The organism is Tahibacter amnicola (genome assembly GCF_025398735.1).
Taxonomy (GTDB): Bacteria; Pseudomonadota; Gammaproteobacteria; order Xanthomonadales; family Rhodanobacteraceae; genus Tahibacter; species Tahibacter amnicola.
Genome location: NZ_CP104694.1, coordinates 4,716,346 through 4,740,195, shown reverse-complemented (window position 1 = coordinate 4,740,195; position 23,850 = coordinate 4,716,346). Strand labels below are relative to the sequence as shown.

General features: G+C 65.4%; 18 protein-coding genes. 6 read left to right on the top strand and 12 right to left on the bottom strand.

Annotated elements, in window-relative coordinates:
- Positions 1-113 precede the first annotated feature (113 nt).
- The 5 genes from N4264_RS18555 to N4264_RS18535 form a co-directional block, all read right to left on the bottom strand.
- Positions 114-1,592 carry a DUF1501 domain-containing protein gene (locus N4264_RS18555; RefSeq protein WP_261693721.1) on the bottom strand — a complete coding sequence of 493 codons (1,479 nt, stop codon included), beginning with the start codon at positions 1,590-1,592 and terminating at the stop codon, positions 114-116.
- Positions 1,593-1,604: 12 nt separating this feature from the next.
- Positions 1,605-3,260, bottom strand: coding sequence for a DUF1800 domain-containing protein (locus N4264_RS18550; protein ID WP_261693720.1), 1,656 nt, complete (start codon positions 3,258-3,260; stop codon positions 1,605-1,607).
- Positions 3,261-3,400: 140 nt separating this feature from the next.
- Positions 3,401-4,900 (bottom strand): J domain-containing protein, encoded by a 1,500-nt coding sequence (locus N4264_RS18545; RefSeq protein WP_261693719.1) that lies wholly within the window; start codon positions 4,898-4,900, stop codon positions 3,401-3,403.
- A 3-nt stretch (positions 4,901-4,903) separates the two neighbouring features.
- Entirely contained in the window at positions 4,904-6,586 is a 1,683-nt protein-coding gene (locus tag N4264_RS18540) for a molecular chaperone HscC (protein WP_261693718.1), read from the bottom strand.
- Between the two features lie 94 nt (positions 6,587-6,680).
- Complete coding sequence (locus N4264_RS18535) at positions 6,681-8,288, bottom strand: carboxyl transferase domain-containing protein (protein WP_261693717.1); 1,608 nt, start codon at positions 8,286-8,288, stop codon at positions 6,681-6,683.
- A 157-nt stretch (positions 8,289-8,445) separates the two neighbouring features.
- On the opposite strand from N4264_RS18535, the gene N4264_RS18530 reads away from it, so the two are divergent.
- Positions 8,446-8,832, top strand: a complete 387-nt coding sequence (locus N4264_RS18530; RefSeq protein ID WP_261693716.1) for a hypothetical protein — start codon at positions 8,446-8,448, stop codon at positions 8,830-8,832.
- 116 nt (positions 8,833-8,948) lie between these two features.
- The gene (locus N4264_RS18525) at positions 8,949-9,452 is read left to right on the top strand and encodes a hypothetical protein (protein WP_261693715.1); all 504 of its coding nucleotides are present in this window, start codon (positions 8,949-8,951) and stop codon (positions 9,450-9,452) included.
- 15 nt (positions 9,453-9,467) lie between these two features.
- On the opposite strand, the gene N4264_RS18520 is transcribed toward N4264_RS18525, so the two are convergent.
- Both N4264_RS18520 and N4264_RS18515 read right to left on the bottom strand, forming a co-directional pair.
- Positions 9,468-10,367, bottom strand: a complete 900-nt coding sequence (locus N4264_RS18520; protein ID WP_261693714.1) for a PhzF family protein — start codon at positions 10,365-10,367, stop codon at positions 9,468-9,470.
- 45 nt (positions 10,368-10,412) lie between these two features.
- The gene (locus N4264_RS18515; RefSeq protein ID WP_261693713.1) at positions 10,413-11,294 is read right to left on the bottom strand and encodes a LytTR family DNA-binding domain-containing protein; all 882 of its coding nucleotides are present in this window, start codon (positions 11,292-11,294) and stop codon (positions 10,413-10,415) included.
- Positions 11,295-11,444: 150 nt separating this feature from the next.
- Here N4264_RS18515 and N4264_RS18510 point away from each other — a divergent pair, with 150 nt between their 5' ends.
- Complete coding sequence (locus N4264_RS18510; protein ID WP_261693712.1) at positions 11,445-12,629, top strand: acyltransferase family protein; 1,185 nt, start codon at positions 11,445-11,447, stop codon at positions 12,627-12,629.
- On the opposite strand, the gene N4264_RS18505 is transcribed toward N4264_RS18510, so the two are convergent.
- Both N4264_RS18505 and N4264_RS18500 read right to left on the bottom strand, forming a co-directional pair.
- On the bottom strand, positions 12,610-12,981 hold the full coding sequence (locus tag N4264_RS18505) for a YajD family HNH nuclease (protein ID WP_261693711.1): 372 nt from the start codon (positions 12,979-12,981) through the stop codon (positions 12,610-12,612). The two genes, N4264_RS18510 and N4264_RS18505, sit on opposite strands and share 20 nt — an antisense overlap.
- A gap of 81 nt (positions 12,982-13,062) precedes the next feature.
- Positions 13,063-13,905 carry a tetratricopeptide repeat protein gene (locus tag N4264_RS18500; protein ID WP_261693710.1) on the bottom strand — a complete coding sequence of 281 codons (843 nt, stop codon included), beginning with the start codon at positions 13,903-13,905 and terminating at the stop codon, positions 13,063-13,065.
- A gap of 129 nt (positions 13,906-14,034) precedes the next feature.
- On the opposite strand from N4264_RS18500, the gene ligA reads away from it, so the two are divergent.
- From ligA to N4264_RS18485, 3 genes are all read left to right on the top strand, one after another.
- The gene (gene ligA, locus N4264_RS18495) at positions 14,035-16,221 is read left to right on the top strand and encodes an NAD-dependent DNA ligase LigA (RefSeq protein ID WP_261693709.1); all 2,187 of its coding nucleotides are present in this window, start codon (positions 14,035-14,037) and stop codon (positions 16,219-16,221) included.
- Positions 16,218-17,201: an EF-P lysine aminoacylase EpmA gene (epmA, locus tag N4264_RS18490; protein WP_425508284.1), complete on the top strand. Its 984-nt coding sequence runs from the start codon at positions 16,218-16,220 to the stop codon at positions 17,199-17,201. Before ligA ends, epmA begins: the two co-directional genes overlap by 4 nt.
- Positions 17,202-17,508: 307 nt before the next feature.
- Positions 17,509-18,462 carry a hypothetical protein gene (locus N4264_RS18485; RefSeq protein ID WP_261693708.1) on the top strand — a complete coding sequence of 318 codons (954 nt, stop codon included), beginning with the start codon at positions 17,509-17,511 and terminating at the stop codon, positions 18,460-18,462.
- 95 nt (positions 18,463-18,557) lie between these two features.
- On the opposite strand, the gene N4264_RS18480 is transcribed toward N4264_RS18485, so the two are convergent.
- The 3 genes from N4264_RS18480 to N4264_RS18470 form a co-directional block, all read right to left on the bottom strand.
- Positions 18,558-19,337, bottom strand: coding sequence for a cupredoxin domain-containing protein (locus N4264_RS18480; protein WP_261693707.1), 780 nt, complete (start codon positions 19,335-19,337; stop codon positions 18,558-18,560).
- Between the two features lie 102 nt (positions 19,338-19,439).
- Positions 19,440-22,463 (bottom strand): diguanylate cyclase domain-containing protein, encoded by a 3,024-nt coding sequence (locus tag N4264_RS18475; RefSeq protein ID WP_261693706.1) that lies wholly within the window; start codon positions 22,461-22,463, stop codon positions 19,440-19,442.
- Between the two features lie 181 nt (positions 22,464-22,644).
- Entirely contained in the window at positions 22,645-23,808 is a 1,164-nt protein-coding gene (locus N4264_RS18470; protein ID WP_261693705.1) for an MFS transporter, read from the bottom strand.
- Positions 23,809-23,850: the final 42 nt, after the last annotated feature.

The following is a 23,850-nucleotide window of genomic DNA, read 5'->3' as shown; positions in this document are numbered from 1 at the left end:
GCAACGGCGCGCGGGCGGTTGCCAGGCGTGCTATCGAATACGTATCAGATCGACAAAAAAATGGCAGGCACGGAAGTGCCTGCCAGCTCGCCGCTAAGAATCGCGAAAAGGGATCAGGCTGCCATGAAGCCGAGGTTGGAACTGGCGAAATTGGGCAGGTTCGGGAAAATCGCGTTGAGATCGTTGGTCGTGGTCACGCCCATCCAGCGCGCCAGCGTTGCGGCCATCTGGTCGACGCTGGTGGACGGAATCATCTGGCCGCGGCTGAAACTGATCGCGCCGTTGTTGACCAGGTCCGGATAGCTGCCATAGAGGCGCCCGCCATTGACGGCGCCGCCCATCACCAGCTGCACGCCGCCCCAGGCGTGGTCGGAACCGTTGCCGTTGGAGCTGAGCGTGCGGGCGAATTCGCTGGCGGTAAAGGTGGTCACGTCGTTCTGCGCGCCGATTTCGCCCAGCGCGGTGTAGAACGCGGCAAGGCCGGTCGACAGGCGATTGAGCAGGAAGGCGTGGCCACTGGTGTCGGTGGCCATCAGCCGGTCGTGCAGGTCGAAGCCGCCGATGCGCACGAAATAGACCTGGCGCGTGTGCTGAACGTTGACGGCGGTATCGCGCGAGAGCTTGATCATCCGCGCGACCATCTTGAGCTGGTCGGCGAAGGAGTTTGCCGGAAAGGCCGTCGAAATGGTGCCGGACGGGCTGGCCAGCGCCGTGCTGAGCAGGTCGTACAGCTCGCGCGCGCGCTTGAACGTACGGCCGTATTCGGCGGTGAACGGCGAGGGGTTGGCGTCCGCCAGCAGCAGGTCGAGGGCGCCGGCGCGCTGCGGGCCGTAGGTCCCGCCTGTGCTGCTGGAATTATTGTAAATGTTGCGCAGCGCGGTGACGCCCGAGCTGGCCATCTGGTACGGGAAGGTATCGTCGCCGACCTGGAAGCGATTGGAGCCGGCCAGGGAGATGCACGGCGACAAGGCCTGATTGAGGTTGTTCAGGCGGGTGCGGTCGGCAACTTGTCCGCCCCAGCCCAGGTGATGACTCGTCGTTCGCGCCAGGTGCCAGAGGTTTTCCTGGTCGCTGTGCGAATACAGTTGCGGCGGACGCAGCGAAGGGGTGGAGGTGTACTCGGCCTTCGTGATGGGGCGCGTCAACGTGCCCACGTTCGCGATGAAGGCCACGCGATTCTGCCGGTACAGGGTCGCCAGATCGCTCATGCCCGCCGGGTAGTTCGCATTGCCCGGGTTGAGCGCGTACAGCGCGCCGGTCGCCGAGTCGGTGATCTGGACGGCACTGGTCAGGTCCGTACGTGCGATGCCCAGGCCTGCCGCGTTGTTTCCGGCGTTGTAGGTACCGCCGCGCGCGGTGGTATAGGCGGCGTGTCGTGTCGTGTCGTAGGGAATCAGCGTATTGAACGAGTCATTGCCGCCCGAGAGATACACGCAGACCAGCGCGCGGTAACCCGGCACGTTGCCATTGGTGGCGGCCATTGCCGAGCCCATCAGGCGCAGCTGCGGGATCAGGGCGCTGGCGCCGCCGGCGCACAGCACGCCGCCGAGGTATTTCAGGAATTGCCGGCGCGATTTCGATTCATTGGACATGGCGGCAAATCCTCAGCGTTGCGTGGCGTATTCGGGCGACATGGCGATCAGCTGAACCAGCGAACGCGCCTTTTCCAGGTTGTTGGCGCCGTTCATGAAGGTGAGCATGTTCGTCAGTGCGGTCTTCATGTTTGCGGACATCGCCCCGTACATCATGCGCTGGTTCGCGTCTTCAACCATGGCCGCCGGCGTCGCGATGGCGGCCAGCGCAGTGAGGTTGAGCAGCGGGCGGTCTGCCGGCGGCGAGCTCATGCCGACGTAAGACTCGAAGGAGTAGCGCGCCAGGCTGTTGGAGATGCTGTAGGTGGTCGACTCGTTGATGATCTGGAATTCCGGCGCGAACAGGTGTGCTTCCGCCAGGGGGCCTGGTGGCTGGTAGTCCGGTTCGTAGAAGTTGAACACGGTGGGCGCGGACAGCGGCTTCTGCCCGTAGTCGTAATTACCGAAGGCGGGAATACCCATGTTGATCTCGCCGAACTGCGTGGTCGGCGGCGGCTGCGCATTCCAGGCGCGCCACATGGCGGTCAGTCGCAGCAGCGGCTCGCGCAGCTTGCCGAAGTTCGCCGGCGGTGCGTTGTTGCGGGCTTCACTGTCGAGCAGTATCGCCTTGAGCACGGCGCGCAGGTCACCGATCTCGCCGTCGCCATTGTTGAGGAACACCTGGGCCACGCGTTCGATGTATTCGGGCGAGGGATTGCTGGTGACGAAGCGCTGGATCAGCTGGCGCGAAATAAACGGCGCGACGTTCGAGTGGGCGGCGATGAGGTCGAGCCCTGCGCGGATGTCAGCCAGGCAGCTGGGGGCATTCGCCGGCAGCACGACGCCGCCAAGCACCGTCTTGGCCGTGAAGTCGTGCTCCGCGGTGATGCAGGTCATCGGCATCAGGCTGTTCGAGCCGTTGTTGATGTTGGTCGCGTTGGCGTAATTGAGGCCCGTGAAGAGCTTGGCCAACTGCGTGATGACGTTCTGGTCGTAGGTCGGAACGGGCTGGTTCTGGCCGTCGAGGATGGGCGAGAAGTCCAGGTCGCGTTCGATCAGTCCGATCGAGAACAGCTGCATGATTTCACGCGCATAGTTCTCGTCGGGCTCGGAAGTGGCACTCGCCTTCTTGTTGCGGAAGTGGCTGAGGTACTTGCCCATCGACTGGTTGAGCGTAACGTTTTCGAGCAGCTGGCGGTAGTAACCGAAGCCGTCGCGGGCGAGCATGTCCCAGTATTCGGCGACATACAGCGGTTCGCCGGCGAGCGTGCCGTTCTGGTCGGAAATGACGAAAATCTGCGACAGCGCCCAGGCCATGCGCTGGCGCAACTGGTCCTGGCCGTAGGCGGCGGTGTGGAACCAGCGATCGTAGCGCTGGGTGTGCCCGATGCCATTGCTAGTGCCGTTCGCGGCATCGACCGCTTCCAGGTACGAGCGCGCCGTGGTCGGGGGAACATTGAACTGTTCGTCGATCCAGCGGCTCAGGCCGACGGTGCGTACCCGTGCGATGTCGGCGGTGGTCGGACCGAAGGTCGCCTGGGTCAGGAAGCGCGCGGCCTGTGCGTCGGTCGCCGGGATATCGGTTGGCGACTCGAAACCCGAGCGGAAAAACGTTCGAGCCTGGGCGGTAGCGGAAAAAGCTGCCGCGCACACGACGGCCGCAATTCCGACAAGAAATTGACGTGGCATAGTGAGTTTTCCCCGGACTGGCAACGCCAGACTGTACGCACCAGTCTGCATTTACGGCGAGACGTGCCGCACACGTTGACGATGGCCGCCGCCGAGCGGTAGGGGTTGGCCGGATACACGGTCAAAAAGTGTGTCGCCGATCAGGCCGTCCGTGCGCGCAGGCGGTGCTTCCAGGCGTCGACGGCCCAGATCGCCAGTACCACGGCAGCACCGGCGTCGGCCATGAAGTAGAGGAAGGCGCCGAGCCCGGCCAGTACCCGGGCTAGCGGAATTAGCAGGAACAGCATCCATACCGACAGATGGAAGGTGCCATAGCCGGCGCGCCGTCGGAACCGGACGATGGCGACGGCCAGGCCGAATGCCAGGATGCCCGCCGCCAGCTCGGGCGCTCCCGAATGGGTAGCAAGCGCGCCGGTGCCGGCCAGCAGCGGAATAAACGCCAGGCGCAACGCGGCCTGCCACCCCGTTTCGTGCGGAGACTGGGGCGCGTTCTGCCACTGCGTGACGCCGGACCAGAGCGCAAGAGCCGCCCATCCGCCCACGAACGCGACGCCCAGGACACCGATGAATGCCACCATCGGCTTTGCCGGGAGGATCGGGTAGATCAGTGCAAGCAGCAGCAGGCACACGGTCAGCAGGCCCGCGCGGGAGGCGCCGATGGCCAATCGTTGCGGTGACATCTCGTCGGTATCGCCGGCGCGCAGCCAGAAGCCGATCTGGCGTGTGTCCAGTGGCGGCGACAAGGGATACTGCAGTCCCCCACCAAGCGCCAGCAGAAAGCGCCGCGTGCGCGAGGGCATGAATGGCCGCAGGCCTGCGGTGAGCACCGTTGCCCAGGTGAAGGGACGGGCCAGCAGGCCGCGCAGGTAGGCGGACTCGCTCAGCGGACGGTTGGCGTAGGTCGAAAGGCCGGTCAGCGCGACGATGGGTTCCTGCGATGGCGAGGTCAGGCACCAGCGCACATGCGCGTTGTCGCCCAGCCACTTGAGCATCATGGCGTCCTGGGTTCCCAGTACCTGGTCAAAACCGAAGAAGCGCAGCAGCACGTCGTAGCACTGCCGGGGCATCGGCGCGCCGTGTTCACGGATCGCCCGGATGGTGACCTGGCCAATCGCCGCCTTGGCCTGCAGCGACCACAGTACCGGCTGGCCGTTCAGCCAATCGGCCATCGCCTGCGCGTCGCCGGCATTTCCCAGGTACCGCAGGTCATCAAAGTAGGCGCCGAAGTCGAAGCTGCGGCCGGAGGCTTCATCGGCGGCCTCGGGCGCGGGTGGCGGCGCGGCAAGCCCGTCCACGTCGATGCCGTCCGCCGGTGAGGTCGACGGCGTCGGGCCCGAGCTGGTCGACTGGGCCAGTCGGGTGTGCTGCGCGCTGGCAGCTGGGAGCGTTTCGTGAGGAATTCGCGCGACGCCGGGCGAGGTGGATGCGTCGTCTGCTTCCTCCTCGTCGTCCGTGGAGTCTGGCACGTCGTCCATCCGTTCGCGCGACCAGCGCAGCGCCGCCTGGTAGGCCTCGTGCAACCGCTGGAAACCCTGTGGATCTTCATCCGGACGCGTGCGCTTGAGCCGGACGGCATAGGCGCGCCGGATCGTGCGCTCGTCGGCGCTGGCATCAAGACCCAGGAATTGCAGGAACTGCACGGTCTACTCCAGGTAATCCAGCGCCTTGCCAAGTTCTTCGCGGTGCTGCCGGATCAACTTTTCGTCCTGGGTTTCCAGGATGGCGCGGAAACGCACCATCCATTCCTGCAGGCGTTCGCGCTCGTCCAGGCGTTCTTCATACATCCGTTCGGCGCGCGCCAGCACGGCGATGTTTTCCTGCTTGCCGCGCGGATGGATCTTGATTTCCGACAGGGCGGCGAAGCGGGCGCGGATCTCGGCGGGCGTCAGCAGACCTGGATTTTGTTCGAGCACGACTTCGTGCATCTGCCCGGTGGCGCGCACCTTGGCTTCGACCTGCAGGGCGCCATTGATGTCGTAGGTGAACCGCACGACGACGGCGTTTTCGTCGTTGCGCTTGTTCGGCGGTAGCGGAATTTCCAGCTCGCCCAACTTGATGTTGTTGTCGACCATCGGGTTTTCGCCCTGGAAGACGTCGATCACAAGGCGTGTGGCGTTCTCGCTGACGGGCCAGAACGTGTCTTCACGGCTGACTGGCACCGTGCTGTTGCGGTGAATGATGGGATGGAAGAAGCCGGCCTGGTGGGCGCCGGTGTGGTCACGCCGCGACACCTGCGTACCCAGCGTATAGGGGCACACGTCTGTCAGGATGATTTCCTCGAGACGGTGGTCGCGTGCCTTCAGGCCTGCGGCGACCGCCGCTCCTAGTGCAATGGCCTGGTCCGGGTTCACATGGCGCAGTGGCAGGCGGCCGAACATGCGCGACACCAGCCGTGCGACCAGCGGCATGCGCGAAGCGCCGCCGACCAGCACGATTTCCTGGAGATCCTGCGGTTGCAGGCGCGCGTCGCGCATTGCGCGCTCCAGTGGCGCGCGCAGGCGCTGCACCAGCGGGTCAGCCAGGCGCACGAAGCGCTCTTCGGTGATCTCCCAGGAGTGTTCCTTGCCGCCGAGGGCAATCTCCACGCGCAGGCTGGCCTGTTGGCTGAGTTCGCGCTTGGCGCGTTCCAGCCGGTGCCGCAACTGGCCCGATTCGCGAGGCGAGAGCGCAGCCGGGTCGATGTCCAGATCGGCACAGAAAGCCTGCACGAGCACCTGGAGGAAATCCTCGCCGCCCAGGAAATTGTCGCCGGCGCTGGCGTGCACTTCGACCACGCCGTCGAACAGTTCCAGGATGGAGACATCGAAGGTGCCGCCGCCCAGATCAAACACCAGGAAGCGGCCGCCTTCGGCGCGCTCCTGCAGGCCGTAGGCGAGTGCGGCGGCGGTGGGTTCGTTGATCAACCGGTCGACGCGGATGCCGGCCAGCTCGCCGGCGGCGCGCGTCGCCTTGCGCTGTGCGTCGGAGAAATAGGCCGGCACGCTGATCACGGCCTCGGTCACCTTCTCGCCGGTCGCCGCCTCGGCATCGGCGATGAGGGTGCGAAGCAGCAGCGCCGAAAGTTCTTCGGGGCGGAAATGCCGGTTGCCGAGCGTGGTTTCGCGCGCCGTGCCCATCCAGCGCTTGAACGCCGCCACGCTGGCCTGGGGGTGCGTGACGAGGCGCTCGCGCGCGGCCTGGCCGATGATGATCTCGCCGCGATCATCGATGCTGACCACCGAGGGTGTCAGGAAATCGCCCAATGCATTGGGAAACAGTCGCGCGCCTTCGTCGCCGAACGCGCCGATCAACGAATGGGTGGTGCCAAGATCGATTCCGACAATCATGATGGACTTTGTGCAAAGTGAAAAAATGCCCGGATCCGTCCGGGCGGGGCCCCTGGTGGCCGGGGGCGGCTTCCCTGCAGTGTTCTGCCGGAGACTACATGCGGAAAACACCGAAGCGTTGTGGCTCGATCGGCGCATTGAGGCTGGCGGAGATCGCAAGTCCCAGTACGCGCCGTGTATCCACCGGATCGATCACGCCGTCGTCCCAAAGCCGCGCACTGGCATAGTAGGGGTGGCCCTGGCGTTCATACTGGGCGCGGATCGGCCCTTTGAACGCGTCCTCTTCCTCCGTGCTCCAGTTCTGCCCGGCCGCTTCCATGCTGTCGCGACGCACCGTCGCCAGCACCGAGGCGGCCTGCTCCCCACCCATCACGCTGATGCGCGCATTCGGCCACATCCACAGGAAACGCGGCTGGTAGCCGCGACCGCACATGGCATAGTTGCCCGCGCCGAAGCTGCCGCCGATGATCACGGTGAACTTGGGCACATGCGAGCAGGCGACGGCCGTGACCATCTTGGCGCCGTCCTTGGCGATGCCGGCGTTCTCGTACTTCTTGCCGACCATGAAGCCGGTGATGTTCTGCAGGAAGACCAGCGGGATATTGCGCTGGTTGCACAGCTCGATGAAGTGCGCCCCCTTGAGCGCCGACTCGGCGAACAGAATGCCGTTGTTCGCCACGATGCCGACCGGATAGCCGTGGATGTGGGCAAAGCCGCAGACCAGGGTCTTGCCGTAGCGGGCCTTGAATTCCTGCAGCGCGGAGCCATCGACGATGCGCGCGATGATTTCGCGGATGTCGAACGGCCGCCGGGTATCGGCCGGAACGATGCCGTAGATGTCATCGGCAGGGTAGGCCGGTTCGACCGGCGGTTGCACCGCCAGCGGCATCGGTTTGGTGCGGTTGAGGTGCTTGACCACGTCGCGCGCGATGGCGAGGGCGTGCTGGTCATTCTCGGCGAAATGGTCGGCCACGCCCGACAGGGACGTATGCACGTCCGCGCCGCCCAGCGACTCGGCATCGACGACTTCACCCGTTGCGGCCTTCACCAGGGGCGGGCCGCCCAGGAAGATCGTGCCCTGTTCCTTCACGATGATGGTTTCGTCGCACATGGCGGGCACATAGGCACCGCCGGCGGTGCACGAGCCCATCACGACGGCGATCTGCGGAATGCCCAGCCCGCTCAGGCGGGCCTGGTTGTAGAAGATGCGGCCGAAGTGCTCCTTGTCGGGAAAGACTTCGTCCTGCAGGGGCAGGAAGGCGCCGCCGGAGTCGACCAGATAGACGCAGGGCAGACGGTTCTCCAGCGCCACTTCCTGGGCCCGCAGGTGCTTTTTCACCGTGATCGGGAAATAGGTGCCGCCCTTGACGGTGGCATCGTTGGCCACCACGACCACCTCGCGGCCATGCACGCGGCCGATGCCGGCAATGACGCCGGCGCAGGGCGCCTGCTCGTCGTACATGCCGTGCGCGGCCAGCGGAGATAGCTCCAGGAACGGGGAGCCCGGGTCCAGCAGCGCCCGGATGCGTTCGCGCGGCAGCAATTTGCCGCGTTCGGTGTGTTTCTGGCGTGCTTTCTCGCCGCCGCCGAGGGCGACACGGGCCATGGTGTGTTGCAGGTCCTCGACCGCGGCGCGCAGCTGCGCGGCGTTGGCCTGGAACTCGGGACTCCGCGTGTCGATCTTCGATTCAATCATGCTCATGCCCGCGCCGATTTCGTGAAGCTGCGCATCAAACCACAGGGGGGCGCCCCAGACCAGACTGGACGGACGCCCGCGGATGCGGCACCACACCTCAAAACGTTTGACCTGCCCGGTTCCAGACCGTACTTTTCCACCCACGATCAGAGGGAGCAGACCAGTGGCGATGTCGGGTGCGGGCGGTACGCCCGGTGGGATCGGTGAATTCCTGCTGGGATTCGTGCTGGCGGTTGCCGGCGGCTGGTTGCTGATGAACCAGGTCGTGGTGTCGGGCGGCCACTGGAACCTGTGGGGATACAACTCCTTCGGCCTGTCGCTGGCGCCGTTTGTCATCGGCGTGGCGATGCTGTTCTTCAACGGCAAGTCCGTGGTCGGCTGGCTGCTGCTCATCGGCGGCCTGGTCATCGTCATTGCCGGCGTGATTGCCAACCTGCAGATCTATTTCCGCCCCACCAGTCTTTTCCAGACCTTGCTCATGCTGGTGATGCTCTTCGGGGGTATCGGCCTGCTGGCGCGATCCCTGCGCGCGGCCGGCCCCGCCCGCTGAGGCGCCAGCTTCGCTTGCCGCCGTTCGTCGGCCCAGGGCCTTCGAACGCGGAGGCGGTCACTGTGCCCGCCGCGCCGGATGACTAGACTGGCGCGGTATTCCCCAAGACGACTGCCATGCGACGTGCGCTTCTTTCCGCGGTGTTCGGCGGCCTCGGCCTTGCCGGCTCCGCGTCCGCCTGGATGCCCGGAACGGCTGATGGACAGCCGCTGGCCTCCGGTTGCGACTCTATCCAGACCGTGCCGCTGCGGCAGCACATGAACTATGCGATGGACATCCAGCCCATCTTCGACAACCGTTGCGCCAACTGCCATGTCGAGCAGGAAGGTTCGCCGGAGGCCGGACTGGACCTCAATCCCGGTCTTTCCTGGTATTACCTCGTGGACGTCCCGAGCAACCAGGATCTGACCCGCACCCTGGTGGTGCCGGGCCAGCCGCTGAACAGCATGCTGTTCGAGAAACTCAACTGCCAGACACCCGATGTGGGCCTGCGCATGCCGCGCGGGCGCATTCCGATTCCGATCGCCGAGCAGGCCTTGATCTACGACTGGATCCTGGCCGGCGCGCCACAGGAATCGGATGACACCGTGTTTCGCAGCCAGTTCGAGGTGCGTGGCTGAGCGAGGGCCGCGCGATCAGGCGGTAGCCGCGCGCGCCGGGGGCCAGGTCACCCAGCCGTCGATGACGGTATGCGTCGTACCGCCGACCCAGACTGCGCCGTCGTCCTCGATCCGGATGCCGATATGCGCGTCGCGTCCGATTTCGCGGCCCTGGCTGACGCGGTAGCCGCGGGCGAGCGGGCCATTGGGCTCGCATTGCGCCAGCCAGGCGGCGATCAGGCCGTTGGCCGCGCCGGATGCGGCGTCTTCCACAATGCCGACGCCCGCCGGAAAGGCGCGCACGGCGATGTCGTAATCGCGACCGCTGCCGCGGGCGAACACGCACAGGCCGAGGCTGTCACTGGCCTTGGCGAGCCGGCCGATGGCGACGTGATCTGGTTTCCAGCTCCGCAAAGTAGGTTCATCGCTTAATTCGGCAATCCACCAGCGACGGCCGCCTTCGACGAAGGCCGGGGGCAGGCGGCCCAGTGGCGTGTGTTCAAGGATGGCGCGCACCAGCTTGGCATGCAGCGCATCCGGCTCCAGCACGCGTGCACGCGGGGCTTCTACCGAAAGGACGCGTGAAGTGCCGGAGCGATCGACGCGGATCGGCAGCAAGCCGGCGCCGCATTCCTGGACCAGGGCATCCGCCGTTTCTTCGACCAGCCCCGCTTCGATGGCCGCGTGCGCGCTGCCGATGGTGGGGTGTCCGGCAAAGGGGATTTCGCGCCGCGGGGTAAAAATGCGCACCCGGTAGCTGGCCTGGGGCGAGGTTGGCGGCAGCAGGAAGGTGGTTTCGACCAGGTCTGTCCAGGCGGCGAACCGTTGCATGGCGGCGCAGGGCCAGGCGTCCGCGCCGATGACCACGCCGAGGGGGTTGCCACCCCCTACACGATCGGCGAATACGTCCATCTGGAAGTAGCGCACCCGGCTCATTGGCGCAGGTTAGCGTGTTCCTTCCCGCGCGGCGAGTCCGGGATGTCAGCCGGTCACCGGGGCGCCGACGCGCTCCCGCAGACCGGTCCGGTAGCGCCGGCTGCAGGGAAGGGCAGTACCATTTTTCAGGTGCAGGCGCGCATCGCCGGTATCGAGCGGCTCAATCATCGAAACCTGGTCCAGGTGCACGATGTAGCTGCGATGCACCCGGGCAAACCGTTGCGGGTCCAGCCGCGCCTCGATGCCACCGATCGTGCTTCGCAGGGGATAGTCGCGGCCGCGCACGTGCAGGTTCACGTAGTTGCCCGACGCCTGGATCCACTCGATATCGTTGGCTGCGACGAGGAATTCCTTGCCGAGCTTGCGCACCAGGAACCGGTCCGGGCGATCGATCGATTCGACGGGCGGCCCCACATCCGGCTCCTGCAGCAGCGAGGCCTCACCCTGGAGCCGCAGCAGGACGAACCGGTAAATCTGGATCACCGCCACCATCGAGGCGAAGCTGCGCACATCCTTGAGGTATTCGTAGAACAGCTCCTGCGGCCAGGAACCGAAATCGTAGACACTGCCGTAGGCGCTGTAGGCCAGCTTGCGCACGCCGACCATGCCGACCACGTGGAGCACTGACCAGACGACACTGGCCACCAGATAGAGCGGCAGGTACCGGCGCCAGCTGGCCAGGCCGACCGGAAAGCGCCGGGTGAACAGGACCAGGGCCGGCAGGAGTAGCAGGATGACCGCATTGCTGCTGAACTCCCAGACGACCGGCCGCCAAGCAGGGATATCCAGCGCGACCCGGCGGATGTCCATGTTCACCGTGATGCTGTTCGCCACGGCATGGACGGTGACCAGCAAGACCCAGAAGCCGACTTCGACCCAGGGGCGATACGGACGGTAGCGTTCAAGCAGGAGGGCGGTATCAGTCATGCGCGGATTCTAGGCGGACGGGGCCAGGCGCGGGGGCGATTCGTCCCAGCCATCCTCCGTTTGTCACTTTTGCTGGTCAATCAATCCCTTGGCGATCGTGCCCGGGGCAAGGCGCGGTGACGATGGCGGCGATTCAACCGGGAGCTGTCCATGGAACGCCGCCACGACATAGACGCCTTGCGCGTCTTTGCATTCGCCTTTCTCATCCTCTACCACGTGGCGATGTTCTACGTCGCCGAGTGGGAGTGGCACATCAAGAGCAGCTACATCAGCGAGTGGCTGCAGTACCCGATGCTGTTCATGAACCGGTGGCGTATGGCGCTGCTGTTCCTGTTGTCGGGCATCGCCATCGGCCTGGTGAACCCGGCCGGGCGGGCGCTCGGCTTCGCCGGTTCGCGCACGTTCCGGCTGCTCGTGCCGCTGCTTTTCGGCATGTTCGTGGTCGTGCCGGTACAGGCCTATTGCCAGGGCGTCAGCAACGGGCTGGTGGCACCGGGCTATCTCGACTTCATGCTGCGCTACTGGACGTTCCAACCCTGGCCCAGGGACGCCTTCGACGGCTGGGAGTACGGCATCACCTGGAACCACCTGTGGTATCTGGCCTACCTGTGGGTGTACACGATGCTGCTGTGCGCACTCATGCGGTTCTCCGACAGCCGCGCCGGGACCTGGCTGCGCGACCGCCTGGCGGGGCTGCGGGGTGCACGCCTGATCGTCCTGCCGATGCTGCCGTTCGCGGTGTATCTCTACACGCTGGCGCATTTCCCGTCGACCAACGACCTGCTCAACGACTGGTTCCAGCACGCCATGTACTTCACCGTGTTTCTCTACGGCTGGGCGCTGGGACGTGACCGCGCGGTGTGGGAGGAACTGGTCCGCCTGCGCCGCTGGACCCTGGCCATTGCCGTGACGCTCGGGCTGATCTACGTGCCGTTCGTGCTGAGCCTGGACGACGATGCGCCGATCGGGGTGTTGCTGATCGCACGGACTATCCGGGCGGCCTACCTGTGGACGGCGCTGATGGCGATTCTGGGCTGGGGCAAGGCCTGCCTCGACCGGCCGTTCCGTTGGCTGCCGAAGGCCAACGAGGCGATCTTCCCGTGCTATGTGCTGCACCAGAGCCTGATCGTGCTGATTGGCTACTGGCTCGCGCCGCTCAAGCTCGGTCCCGTGCTGGAACCGCTGCTCGTGCTGGCCGGCACTGTGGGCGGCTGCTGGGTGATCTACGTGAGCCTGATACGCCCGTTCAACCTGCTGCGCCCCTTCTTCGGCATGAAGTGGCGGCAACGGGCGGCTCCCGCTGCGTCGCAGGCCGCTACGGCTTGCGCTTCATGAGGTCGCGCAGATTGGCGAAGGGATTGGAGGTGGCCGGCGCCGGGCCGGCTTCCTCGCCCGAACCGGTGTTGTCGATGTAGCGCGAGTGCTCGTTGTCGTGGCAGTACACGCACAGCAACTCCCAGTTGCTGCCGTCCGGTGGGTTGTCGTCGTGGTTGTGGTTGCGGTGATGGACCGTCAGTTCCTGCAGATTGGCGCGGGTGAACTCCCGCGCGCAACGTCCGCAGACCCAGGGGTACATCTTGAGCGCCCGCTCGCGGTAACCCCGCTCACGTTCGGCGGCATCGGCTCGAGCCTGGGCGACGACGCGGTCGAGCCGCTGGCTGTCCATTCGGGGTTTGTTGGTGCTCATGCGGGGACTTTCCGGAAGGTTGTCCGCATTATCGGCACGTCGCGCCGGTCGTGAAAGATCCGGCGCGACGCGGCGGAGCGATCAGGCCAGCTGTTCCTTGGCCCAGGCCGCGTCCAGTGCCTCCATTGCATCGTGCGGCTTGAGCTTGGCCGCCTTGGCGAAGGCCTCGGCCACGTCGTCTTCCTTGTCGTCGCCGTGCAGCAGCATCAGTCCGTTGCCGTATTCGATCCAGGCAATCGGCGAGGCGGGCGTGAGCCTGGTGGCTTCCTTGAGGTGTTTTTCGGCTACGCCGGCGCTGGCGCCGTAGGTCAGCTTGGCCAGCATGCCACCGACCTTGCCCACGATTTCCGCGTGGTAGAGGCCCAGCGCCGTCTGCGCCTCGGCATGCCTGGGTGCCAGCGCGAGCGTCGCGTCCAGCGACTCTTTCACTTTGCCGGCCAGGCCCTGGGTCAGCGCCTTGGTGATGGAGATGCACTGGCTGTAGCGGCCCAGCGCATAGGCCCGGCGATAGTGGCTGTTGACCTCGTCGGGCAGTGCGGCGATGGCCTCGTCGGCCATCTTTGCCAGCAGTTCATAGCGGGTGAGCTTTTCCTTGTCGCCCTCCAGCAGGTAGGTGGCGTGGATGCCGCCGGCCTTGATCGCCACCGACGCGCCCAGCGCCTTGAGACCCTTGCCGCGTTCGAAGGCGGCTTCGAAATCGCCGCGGTGGAATTCGCGCCAGGCTTCCTGCAGGTCCGCCGCTATCGCGGCGACGTCCTTGCCGAGCTTGGGATTGCGCTTGAGGAGGGCGGCGACGTGCTTTTCGTCGGGAAAGGGTTCCACATCCCCCGCGTGCAGCGTTTTCCAGGATTTGGCGAGCTTGTCGCCGGCGTAGTCGAACGCCTTGTCGGGGTAGGGAAACGCGGCCCAGCCTTTCTTCGCCATGAGGGGTCTCCGTAGGGTCCGGCAAGAATTCCCGAGTCCGTTAGAGCTTTGCAACAGGTCGCCCGGCAGGGTCGGTCCGCGAGGCAGTCGGGCTACACTGGCGACCCCGTCTGTCCCTCGCGAAACCGTATGACAACACCGACCCACGACGCGGCCCAGCGGGCCATCGCGCTGCGCGCCGAAATCGCCGAGCACAACTACCGCTACCACGTGCTCGACGATCCGTCGATTCCCGACGCGGACTACGACGCCCTGATGCGTCAGCTCGAGGCACTGGAGCGGGCGCATCCGGAGCTGGTGACGGCTGACTCGCCGACACAACGTGTCGGGGCGGCGGCCTCGGCCGACTTCGGCAAAGTCCGCCACGAGATCCCCATGCTCTCATTGGCCAACGCGTTCGAAGTCGTGGATGCGGCGGATGATCGCGAGCGTTTTCCGGATATCGTCGATTTCGTGCGCCGGATTGAAACCACGCTCGGCGTCACGCAACCTGCATTCTCGGTAGAACCCAAGCTGGATGGACTTGCCATCAGCCTGCGCTACGAAAATGGCCAGTTCGTTCGCGGCGCGACGCGCGGCGATGGCGCGACGGGCGAGGACGTCACGGCGAACCTGCGTACGATCAAGTCTATTCCGCTGGCGCTGCGTGGGGCCGGTTGGCCACCCGTACTGGAGGTGCGTGGCGAGGTCTTCATGCCGCGCGCCGCATTCGAAGCCTTCAACGCGGCGGCACGTGAACGCGGCGACCGCACCCTGGCCAATCCGCGCAACGGCGCCGCCGGCTCGCTGCGGCAGCTGGACCCACGCGTCACTGCCAAGCGCCCGTTGGCGTTTTATGCCTATTCGGTTTACCTGCCGCCGGATGCGGAAGCATCGCTGGAGCCTACGCACAGTCAGTCGCTGCAGCGCCTGCGTGAATGGGGCTTTCCGGTATGTCCGGAAGTCGATACGGCCAACGGGTTCGATGGCCTGATCCGCTACTACCGGCGTATCGGCGAACGGCGCGACAGTCTCCCTTACGACATTGACGGCGTGGTGTACAAGCTGGATGACTATGAAGGCCAGCGCACCATGGGCTTTGTGTCACGCGCCCCACGCTGGGCCGTTGCGCACAAGTACCCGGCGCAGGAGCAGATGACCCAGTTGCTGGATATTGACGTGCAGATCGGCCGCACTGGTGCCGTAACGCCGGTCGCGCGACTGGTGCCGGTCGAAGTCGCCGGCGTGGTCGTCACCAATGTCACGTTGCACAACGCCGACCAGATTGCGCGACTGGACGTGCGCGTCGGCGACAGCGTCATCGTGCGACGTGCCGGTGACGTGATTCCGGAAATCGTCCGCATCGTGCCCGAGCGCCGCCCCGAAGGCACGCAGCCCTGGACCATGCCGACGCATTGCCCCGTCTGCGGATCGGCGCTGGAGAAAGTGCAGAAGGTCAAGCGCCAGACCAAGGCGGGCATCGAATACGAAGACAGCGTCGCCTGGGTGTGCAGCGGCGGATTGTTCTGTCCGGCCCAGCGCAAGGAAGCGGTGTTTCACTTTGGCGCACGTCGTGCGATGGATATCGAAGGACTGGGCTCGGAGTGGATCGACGACATGGTCGAGCTCCCCTTCATCCGGCGCGACGGCGTTGCCCGCCCGCTGGCCGGCCCCGCTGACCTGTACTACCTCACCCTGGATGACCTGACCGAACTGCGGCGCCTTTCGCAGGAGCGGGAAGGCCATGTGCCCGAAACGGTGCGCAAGGGCAAGGTGGCGACCCGATGGGCTGAAAACCTGCTCGAATCCATTGATCGCAGCCGTGCGACCACGCTGGAACGGTTTCTGTTTGCGCTGGGTATCCGCGATGTCGGTGAATCCACGGCCAAGACCCTGGTGCGCTGGTTTGGCGGCCTGGATGCGCTGATGAATGCCAGCGCGGATGACCTGCGCCAGGTGCCGGACATCGGGCCGGTTGTCGCGGGCCACATCCTGGCGTTCTTCGCGGAACCGCATAACCGCGAGGTGGTGGCGCGCCTGCGCGAGGGAGGCATTCACTGGACGGAAGCGCCGCCGCAGCAGGCTGCGTCCGGCGTGCTTGCGGGCAAGACCGTGGTGCTGACCGGCTCGCTCGAATCCATGGAGCGTTCGGCGGCGCAGGAACAACTGGAGGCACTGGGTGCCAAGGTGTCGGGCAGCGTGTCGAAGAAGACCAGCTTCGTCGTCGCGGCGCCCGGTGCCGGTTCCAAACTGGAAAAAGCGACGGAGCTGGGTATCGAAGTCTGGGACGAGGCACGTCTTGTCGCCTTCCTGGCCGATCACGGCGCCGGCTCGTGAGTGGCACTCCGGACGAGCGGATCCCGCCACCGACGCGTGCCGCCCTGGAGCGGCGCGCGGCGCTCAACCGGCTTATCCGCGACTTTTTTGCCGCGCGCGATGTGCTGGAGGTCGAGACGCCGGTCCTTTCGGCCGGTGGAAACACCGAGCCGAACATCGAGAGTTTCTGCACGCGCTTTACCGGCCCGCGCAGCGCGGGCGCGGCGGAGCGCTGGTTGCGCACCTCGCCTGAGCACGCGCTCAAGCGCCTGCTCGTGGCCGGTATCGGCGACTGCTACGAACTGGGGCGGGTGTTTCGCAATGGCGAGGCCGGCCGACGGCACAATCCCGAATTCACGATGCTCGAATGGTATCGGGTGGGCTGGGATCACCGCCGGCTGATGGACGAAACGGCAGACCTCGTCGCCGCGGCCATGGCCCAGGCGGGCAGGGCGACGGTGCGGCGGTCCTGCAGCTACCGCCAGCTGTTCCGCGACGCGCTCGGCCTTGATCCCTTCACGGCCAGCGAATCGGCGCTGCAGGCGCCGCTGGCGGAATTCGCCATCCAGGGCGACGGGTTGGGGCGTGACGACTGGCTGGACCTGCTGATCACCCATCGGATCGAACCGACGTTTCCGGACGGGCAGATTCTCGTTGTATACGATTATCCGGCCAGCCAGTGCGCGCTGGCGCGCGTGCGGCAGGACGACCCGCCGGTAGCGGAACGCTTCGAGCTTTACCTCGGCCGCCACGAGCTGGCCAACGGTTACCACGAGTTGACAGAGGCGGATGAGCAACGCCGCCGCTTTGAGAACGACAACCGCCGCCGCGTGGCGCGGGGGCAGCAGCCATTGCCGATCGACGAGGCCTTCCTGGCCGCCCTTGATCAGGGCATGCCGGCGTGCGCCGGTGTCGCGCTGGGTATCGAACGGTTGCTGATGGGCATGGCGGGCACGCGCGATATCCGTGACGTCATCGCCTGGCCGTTTGCGGTGGCCTGAGAAAGCCGCTCTTCGGGATCTGAATACGCGACAGGACGTCGCCGTACCGTTGTCCAATGCGGGGGCGTCCGGCCGCGGAGGCGGTTGTTGCGTTGGTGCCCGGCAGCCCTTGTGGAGCAGCGGCCCGGGCGTCAGGTTGCACGCCGACAATGCCAACTTCAGGGTGTCATATGAGGCAATTAGATATTTGCTTTTGTGGCAAAGTTCGATAGTCTCGCCGGTGTCCCGGGGGCGGACCAGAAGCGCCCTGACGCCATTGCATCGCCTGATGCGGCGCGCAGGAAGTCGGATTTCAAAGGAGATGATCGTGTTGATTCGTCTGGTCACAGGAGCAGTACTGCTCGGCGCATTGGCGCTGGGCATCGCTGGAGACGTACAAGCGGCAGTCCCCGCACTGCGGTGCGAGGGGTGTACGCCGGCGCAGTCCAGGCAGATGGTGCTTTCGCGGCCCGGCCTGGGTATCCGGTTCACCTATGGATTCAGCAACCACCATGTGCGCAAGTTCCAGGTGATGCTGGATGGTGCCGGCAAGCAGGAAGACCTCACGCCGGAAGAACTGGCCAAGGCCACGCGAATCGCCGTCGACATGCCTGTCGACACGGATGTGCAACGCCTGTGGAGCCTGCTGGACCAGATCCACACCCTGAACCCGGACCTCATCGAACATGGCCGGGTCAACGTCGACCTGGGCGACGTGGGCGTCACCGCAGGCACCAACGGCATGCGTCCTTTCGACATCAGCCGCGTGGCCTGGGATGCACCGCGTGGCCAGGAGTACCAGCGTTTCATGCAGCGCATGCGCGACCTGCTCAAAAGCCAGGCAGGCACCCAGGCGCTCAATCGCGATCTGGCCAGCGCAATCCATGATTTCCTGCCGGGCATCAAGGGCGTGTACATCGAAGGCGGAAGCAGTGGCGGAACGGTGGGAATGTCCTTCGAGGGAACGTCCGAAACCATCGACCTGAAGGTGTGCGATCCGGCTGGCAACTGCGTGTTCCTGCACTACACCACGGGCACGAAATCGCTGGTCTACGATCATGCGGAAGATCCGTCCAACAACGTCTGGCCGTCGCAGCTCGACCAGTTTCCTTATACGTGGCGCTTCCACGACCGCAACGATGCCATTGAATTTGGCCGAAACGTGGCGCGCCACGGTGGCGGCGGCTTCACGATGGGATTGAACAACTGCTTCGAGGCCGTGGTGACCTGCGCACGCACGTCGACCAACTTTATCGGCTGCCGCGTCGATTGCATGTGGTAAGCAGCGGGTTGTTGCAGGGCGGCGCGTTGGCGCCGTCCTGCGTTCGCGGTACCACGCACCGGGCATGGCACGGAGCATTGCGCGGTTGCGTCTCCTCAGGGGCAGCTGGTGCCGCTGACCTGCGTCAGTCGTGTCAGATTCATGAAGCCGCTGGGTGTGAACGCCGGGTCTGTCGTCGTCCAGTCCAGTCGCGCAGACTGGCAGGAGGCGAAGGTCAATGTCAGGGTTCCCCAGCTCGTGCTTTGCACCAGTGCGGGATTGAAATTCGGCGGGAAGCGTCCGCCGATCACGCGGGCGGTGGAGATCTGCACGCGATGGCCGTCCGCCGTACCAGCCCCGTTGAGCCATACCTGGTTGCCGGCGTTGTCGAAGGTGAACCAGAACGCGGTCACCACGTTGTTGCCCAGGTACTCCAGCTGGATGCCATGGCCGTTCTGGGCGGGGTCGTACCAGTTTCCGGAATAGGCGGCGTCGAGGACGACCGGCGTGTCCGGCGGTTGGACGACGATCGAACCGCGCATCGGCACACCGCCGCCGTAGCCGCCGACCGGCATGCCGTGAACCTGGCAGTAGTAGTCGATGGTCCCTGCTTCGGTGGGCAGCACGGTCGCGCGCCAGGCGGCTGAACTGGGCGTGCCGCTGCCACCGGCGCGATCACAGCCGTTGGCACATCGGAACGAGCCGTCCTCGGCAACGACATTGTGCAGACCGCCGGCGTTGTAGAAGGTGACCGTGTCGCCCAGCGTGATCGTCACGCGTGCCGGCACATAGACGTTCTGGCCTCCGCCAACGCGCACCTCGACATTGGCGGACTGGACGGGGGTTGCCATGAATACCAACGCGGACCACCCGCACAATCGACGATAGTTGAGCATGATGTGGGCTCCAGTGACGGGCGGTCGGGGCAGGCGGCTCTGCCGGGTCCTCTCTACTGAGTGCGGGCAGGCCGGCGGCGGGTTGCCCCGCCGTGCCACGGCTCAGGGCACATCGACTGCGGTGCAGACGCGATTGCGACCCGCATGCTTGGCGTGGTAGAGCGCGATATCCGCATCGCGCAACAGCTGCTGCGCATCGGCGCTTGTGCCGATGCGGCGCGACGCGACGCCGGCGCTGATGGTCAGCCGGCGCGTATCGGCCGTGCCGGGCACCGGAACATCGCAGTTTTCCACGGCCACGCGGAAACGTTCTGCCAGGGCGACACCCTGGGCTATGTCCGTCTGCGGCAACAGGCAGGCGAATTCCTCACCACCGTAGCGTGACACCAGTGCGTCGCGTGGCGCGCCGTCGCGCAGTGCGGAAGCGACGCATCGCAGCGCTTCGTCACCGGCCGGATGGCCGTGCTCGTCGTTGTAATCCTTGAAGTGATCAACGTCGACAAAGATCATGGTGAACAATGCGGCATCGTTTCCGGTTGACCATTGCTGTTCCAGCGTCTCCAGCAGGCGCCGCCGGTTGGCAAGGCCCGTCAGTGCATCGCGGTAGGACAGATCCAGCAGGCGCGCATTGGCCTGGTGCAGTTCCAGCGTGCGTGCCGCCACGCGCTGTTCCAGGTCACGGCGTTGGGTTTGCAGCGCGCGCGTGCGCCAGCGCATCACGGCGTAGCCCAGCAGCACCACGAGGCCCGCGAAGGCCGTACGCGCGACCGGGTGCTGCCACCATTGCGCGGATACGGTGATGGGCAATGCGACGGGTGTGCTGAGATTGCCGGCATAGTCGCGTGCTTCGATACGCAGCAGGTAGTCACCCGGCGGAAGGCTGTTGAACGTGCGCGAATTCTGCGCCGTCCATTGGCCGGGCTTGTCCTCGTAGCCGATCAATTGCGTGCGGAAGCGCGACTCATTCTCGCGCTGCCAGGACAGCAGGGCATACTCGATATGCACGTCCCGGGCGGCGGGAGAGACATGCACGGGATGTGCGCGGATGGATCGTCCATCGATGCGCACGTCCATCAGCTTCAGGGGCTTGGCGACCTGGTCCGTCGTGGCCCGTTCCGGGTCGAACACGGTGACGCCACCGAGGGTGCCGGTCCAGAACCGGTCGTGGGTATCGATGAACTGGCTGTTGGTATTGCACTCATCGTGCACCATCCCGTCGCGCCGCGTGAATACCTGCGTGGCGTAACCGTTGCCAGTGGGGGTGAGCCGCTGTACGCCGTTGTTGGTGCAGATGTAGATCCGGCCTTTGCTGTCGGGCAGTGCGCTGTAGGCGGTCTGGTCGGGTGCCGGAGGCAGATTGTCCGGCAGTACTGCCGGATGTGCCGGATTGGAAATATCCACTCGCGCAATGGCGGCGTAGGACGTACCGATCCAGAGGATCGGGCGTTGCTGCGCGTCAGGCAGGATGTGTCCGCCGATCAGATCCGTATCCGGCAGTCCCACATCGCGACCGAGCAAGGTCCACGTTTCGCCATCCAGGCGCGCCAGCCCCTGGTTGCTGATGGCCCACAATTGCGAACGGCCGCTGGCATCGATCTGTTCCAGCAACCGGTTGACGCGCCATTGCCCGGCGGCGTTCGACGGCCGCAGTGCAGTCCATCGACCGTCGCGCAGGCGATACGTGCCGGATTGGCGCGTAGCAAACCATTGCTCGTAGTGCCCGTCCACAGTGCGAGTGAGCAGGTCGAGCAATGCCTGGCCGACGTGCTGTGGCCAGGGAACGCTGACCGGCGTGAACGTGGGGCCGTCGCCGACGCGCAACAGGTGGCCGAAACGCAGGCCGATCCAGAGCACCGGCGTTCCGTCCTTGTCGGGCACCGAGCGGATCATGCGCACGGTGGACTCGGGCAATGCACCGTTTGCCTGCGTGAAATAGCGCCACCGGCCGTTCTCGTAGAGACCCAGTCCGTCGTCGCTGGCGCCGACCCACAGACGTTCGCCGTTGCGGCCATCGGGCTCGACGAGCAGGGCAAAGACACCGGTTGCCTGCGCGCCCATGAGCGATGCCGTGAGCCACTGATTGGCGCCGACCAGCGTGCGTGACACCCCGGATTCGGTGGCGAGCCACAGGACGTTGTCATCGTTGGGACTGCGCCACGCCCCAATCTCACGGACCACGTTTGACGGCAGGCCGTGGCGCCGGTCGAACACCTGCACCTGGTCGTGGTAGATGCGGATCAGGCCGGCCCGCGACGACACCCAGATGGTGGACTCCCCGTCCGACTGCGGGGTTTCGGCGATGTCGTAGAGATCGTTGGAGGGGAAATCGCCCAGTTCCCGCGACCACTTGCGCAGGCCTGCCTGGCTCAGTCGCCACAGGCCGGAGCCGAAACCCGAGACCCACAGGGCCTCCTGCTCTGCCTTGCCGGTCTGCAGGACGTACTCGATCTGCGCTGGATCGAAATCGGCCTGACGGAATTTCGTCCAGGCTTGCCCGGGCGAGCGATACCATAAACCGTCATTGCCCGTGCCGGCCCACTGCCGTTCGGTTCCGCCAATGTGCGATGTGCGTGCAAAAGAGATAACGGCGCCATGTGGCAATTGTGCATTTCCGGCGTCGGCGTGCCAGCGGCCGTTTTCCCGCCGCAGCAATCCCTGGTCCCAGGTCAGGGCCCAGAGGGTCCAGCTGTCATCGGAATTGCGGATGTCGACCAGCCGCCGAATCTGCTGCGATGGCAGACCTGTCCCGCGATTCTCGACCTCCCAGCGTCGGCCATCGTAACGGGCAATGCCGTTGTCACGGAAAGCGGCCCAGAGCGTGCCTTCGTGGTCGCGCAGTAGATGAACCGCGGAGGAGGCGAGTTCAGGATCGGTGAGCGTGGTCCACCGTCGGCCGTCGTAGCGTGAAAGTCCATCGGGCGAGGCGACCCAGACGAAACCATCGCGGTCGGTCTGGATGCTGACGATGACCGAATCGGGCAGGCCGTCGCGCGAGGTGAAATTGGTGAACGTCGGCGCGCCCAGGGCGACCAGGTCCAGTGGCCGTGTCGCCGGCACGGGGGCGGTAGCCATCGCCGATCCCGCCAGGAACAGCAGCGTGCTGAACAAAGCAGCCGGTTTCGCCATGACAGGCCAACCCCCTTTGCCGGCGATTATGCCGGATGACGCGGGCCGGGCTGGTGTCCGCATGAATTGCGTCGTCTCTGGCGCCACTGCGCCGCCACCGGGTGATCTTCGATTTCGCCAACGGCGAATGGGCCGTAGTGGGATCGGATACGGTCAGCGCTGAGCAGTCGGCCGCAGCGCGCTAGTGACGGTGGCTGGTGGTGCGGGGACGGCTGTCGCGCAGCATCCACACGCCGGCGGCCAGCGCTGCAAATCCGGCACCGACCAGGAACGTGGCCTGACCACCCCAGGCCTTCCAGACCAGGCCCGATATCAACGCTCCCGCAACACCGCCGACGCCGGAGGAGAAGCCGTAGAAAATCCCCTGGCCATGACCATTCATGCGGCCGGGAAAGTACTCCGCCAACAGCTGCATGGATGCGGCGAAAAAGCCGGCGAAGGTGATGGCATGCGTGGTCTGCGCCAGCAGGATGATCGTGGTTGAATCCGGAAAGAGCGCCGTCAGGCTCCAGCGCACCACGCCGATCAGTGCGCTGGCCAGTACCAGGCGCCGTGCGTTCCAGCGCGCCAGCAGACGCGCGCCGAAGAAAAACACCGAGATCTCGACCGCCACGCCGATCGCCCAGAACAGGCCGATATCGGAGGCGTTGTAGCCGTGTTCGTCCAGGTATACCGAGAAGAAGGTGTAGAGCGGTCCAAATGAGATCTGCAGCAGCAGCGCCACGATGAGAAAGACGATCACTTCGCGCCGGCGCAGCGCATCGAGAAATCCGTTGTCGTTGTCGGCAGTATCGCTGTGACTGCTGCCATAGGTATTGAGAAAACTGGTACCGGCCAGGGCGACGAACAGCGGCAGCATCAACAGTGGCAGGTGGCCTACGTCAATGTGATCGAGCAGTACGCCGAACAGGCTCACGGTGGCGATGAAACCGATCGAACCCCACACGCGGATCGTGCCGTAACGCTCGCTTTTTTCCTTCAGATGCGACAGCGTCAATGCCTCAAATTGCGGCATGACGGCGTTGTAGGCGAAACAGAACAGGCACATGGCCCAGAACAGGCCCCCGAACTGCATCGGCCACAGGAACAGCGCGAATGTCGCGACCGTGGCAACGCAACCGGCACGCAGCCAGTACACTGGTCGGTCGGATCGCGCGACCAGCCATCCCCAGCTGCTGGGGGCGAAGACACGCGTGCCATACCACAGGCTCATCAGCACGCTGATGGCAGCCGGATCGAGGCCGCGCTTCTGCAGGAACAGACTCCAGTACGGCGTGAACGCGCCGAGGGCGGCGTAGTAGGCGCAATAAAAGCTGGACAGTCGAGCGCTGGGAACGGAATCCATGGTGCTACGGCCGCGCGGAGAGGGCACCGGACGAGCAGACCC

Excerpts from the sequence above, each read along its gene's own strand:
- N4264_RS18555 (WP_261693721.1), bottom strand. The coding sequence starts at position 1,592 with ATGTCCAATGAATCGAAATCGCGCCGGCAATTCCTGAAATACCTCGGC.
- N4264_RS18550 (WP_261693720.1), bottom strand. The coding sequence starts at position 3,260 with ATGCCACGTCAATTTCTTGTCGGAATTGCGGCCGTCGTGTGCGCGGCA.
- N4264_RS18540 (WP_261693718.1), bottom strand. The coding sequence starts at position 6,586 with ATGATTGTCGGAATCGATCTTGGCACCACCCATTCGTTGATCGGCGCG.
- N4264_RS18535 (WP_261693717.1), bottom strand. The coding sequence starts at position 8,288 with ATGAGCATGATTGAATCGAAGATCGACACGCGGAGTCCCGAGTTCCAG.
- N4264_RS18525 (WP_261693715.1), top strand. The coding sequence starts at position 8,949 with ATGCGACGTGCGCTTCTTTCCGCGGTGTTCGGCGGCCTCGGCCTTGCC.
- N4264_RS18520 (WP_261693714.1), bottom strand. The coding sequence starts at position 10,367 with ATGAGCCGGGTGCGCTACTTCCAGATGGACGTATTCGCCGATCGTGTA.
- N4264_RS18515 (WP_261693713.1), bottom strand. The coding sequence starts at position 11,294 with ATGACTGATACCGCCCTCCTGCTTGAACGCTACCGTCCGTATCGCCCC.
- N4264_RS18510 (WP_261693712.1), top strand. The coding sequence starts at position 11,445 with ATGGAACGCCGCCACGACATAGACGCCTTGCGCGTCTTTGCATTCGCC.
- N4264_RS18505 (WP_261693711.1), bottom strand. The coding sequence starts at position 12,981 with ATGAGCACCAACAAACCCCGAATGGACAGCCAGCGGCTCGACCGCGTC.
- N4264_RS18500 (WP_261693710.1), bottom strand. The coding sequence starts at position 13,905 with ATGGCGAAGAAAGGCTGGGCCGCGTTTCCCTACCCCGACAAGGCGTTC.
- ligA (WP_261693709.1), top strand. The coding sequence starts at position 14,035 with ATGACAACACCGACCCACGACGCGGCCCAGCGGGCCATCGCGCTGCGC.
- N4264_RS18480 (WP_261693707.1), bottom strand. The coding sequence starts at position 19,337 with ATGCTCAACTATCGTCGATTGTGCGGGTGGTCCGCGTTGGTATTCATG.
- N4264_RS18475 (WP_261693706.1), bottom strand. The coding sequence starts at position 22,463 with ATGGCGAAACCGGCTGCTTTGTTCAGCACGCTGCTGTTCCTGGCGGGA.
- N4264_RS18470 (WP_261693705.1), bottom strand. The coding sequence starts at position 23,808 with ATGGATTCCGTTCCCAGCGCTCGACTGTCCAGCTTTTATTGCGCCTAC.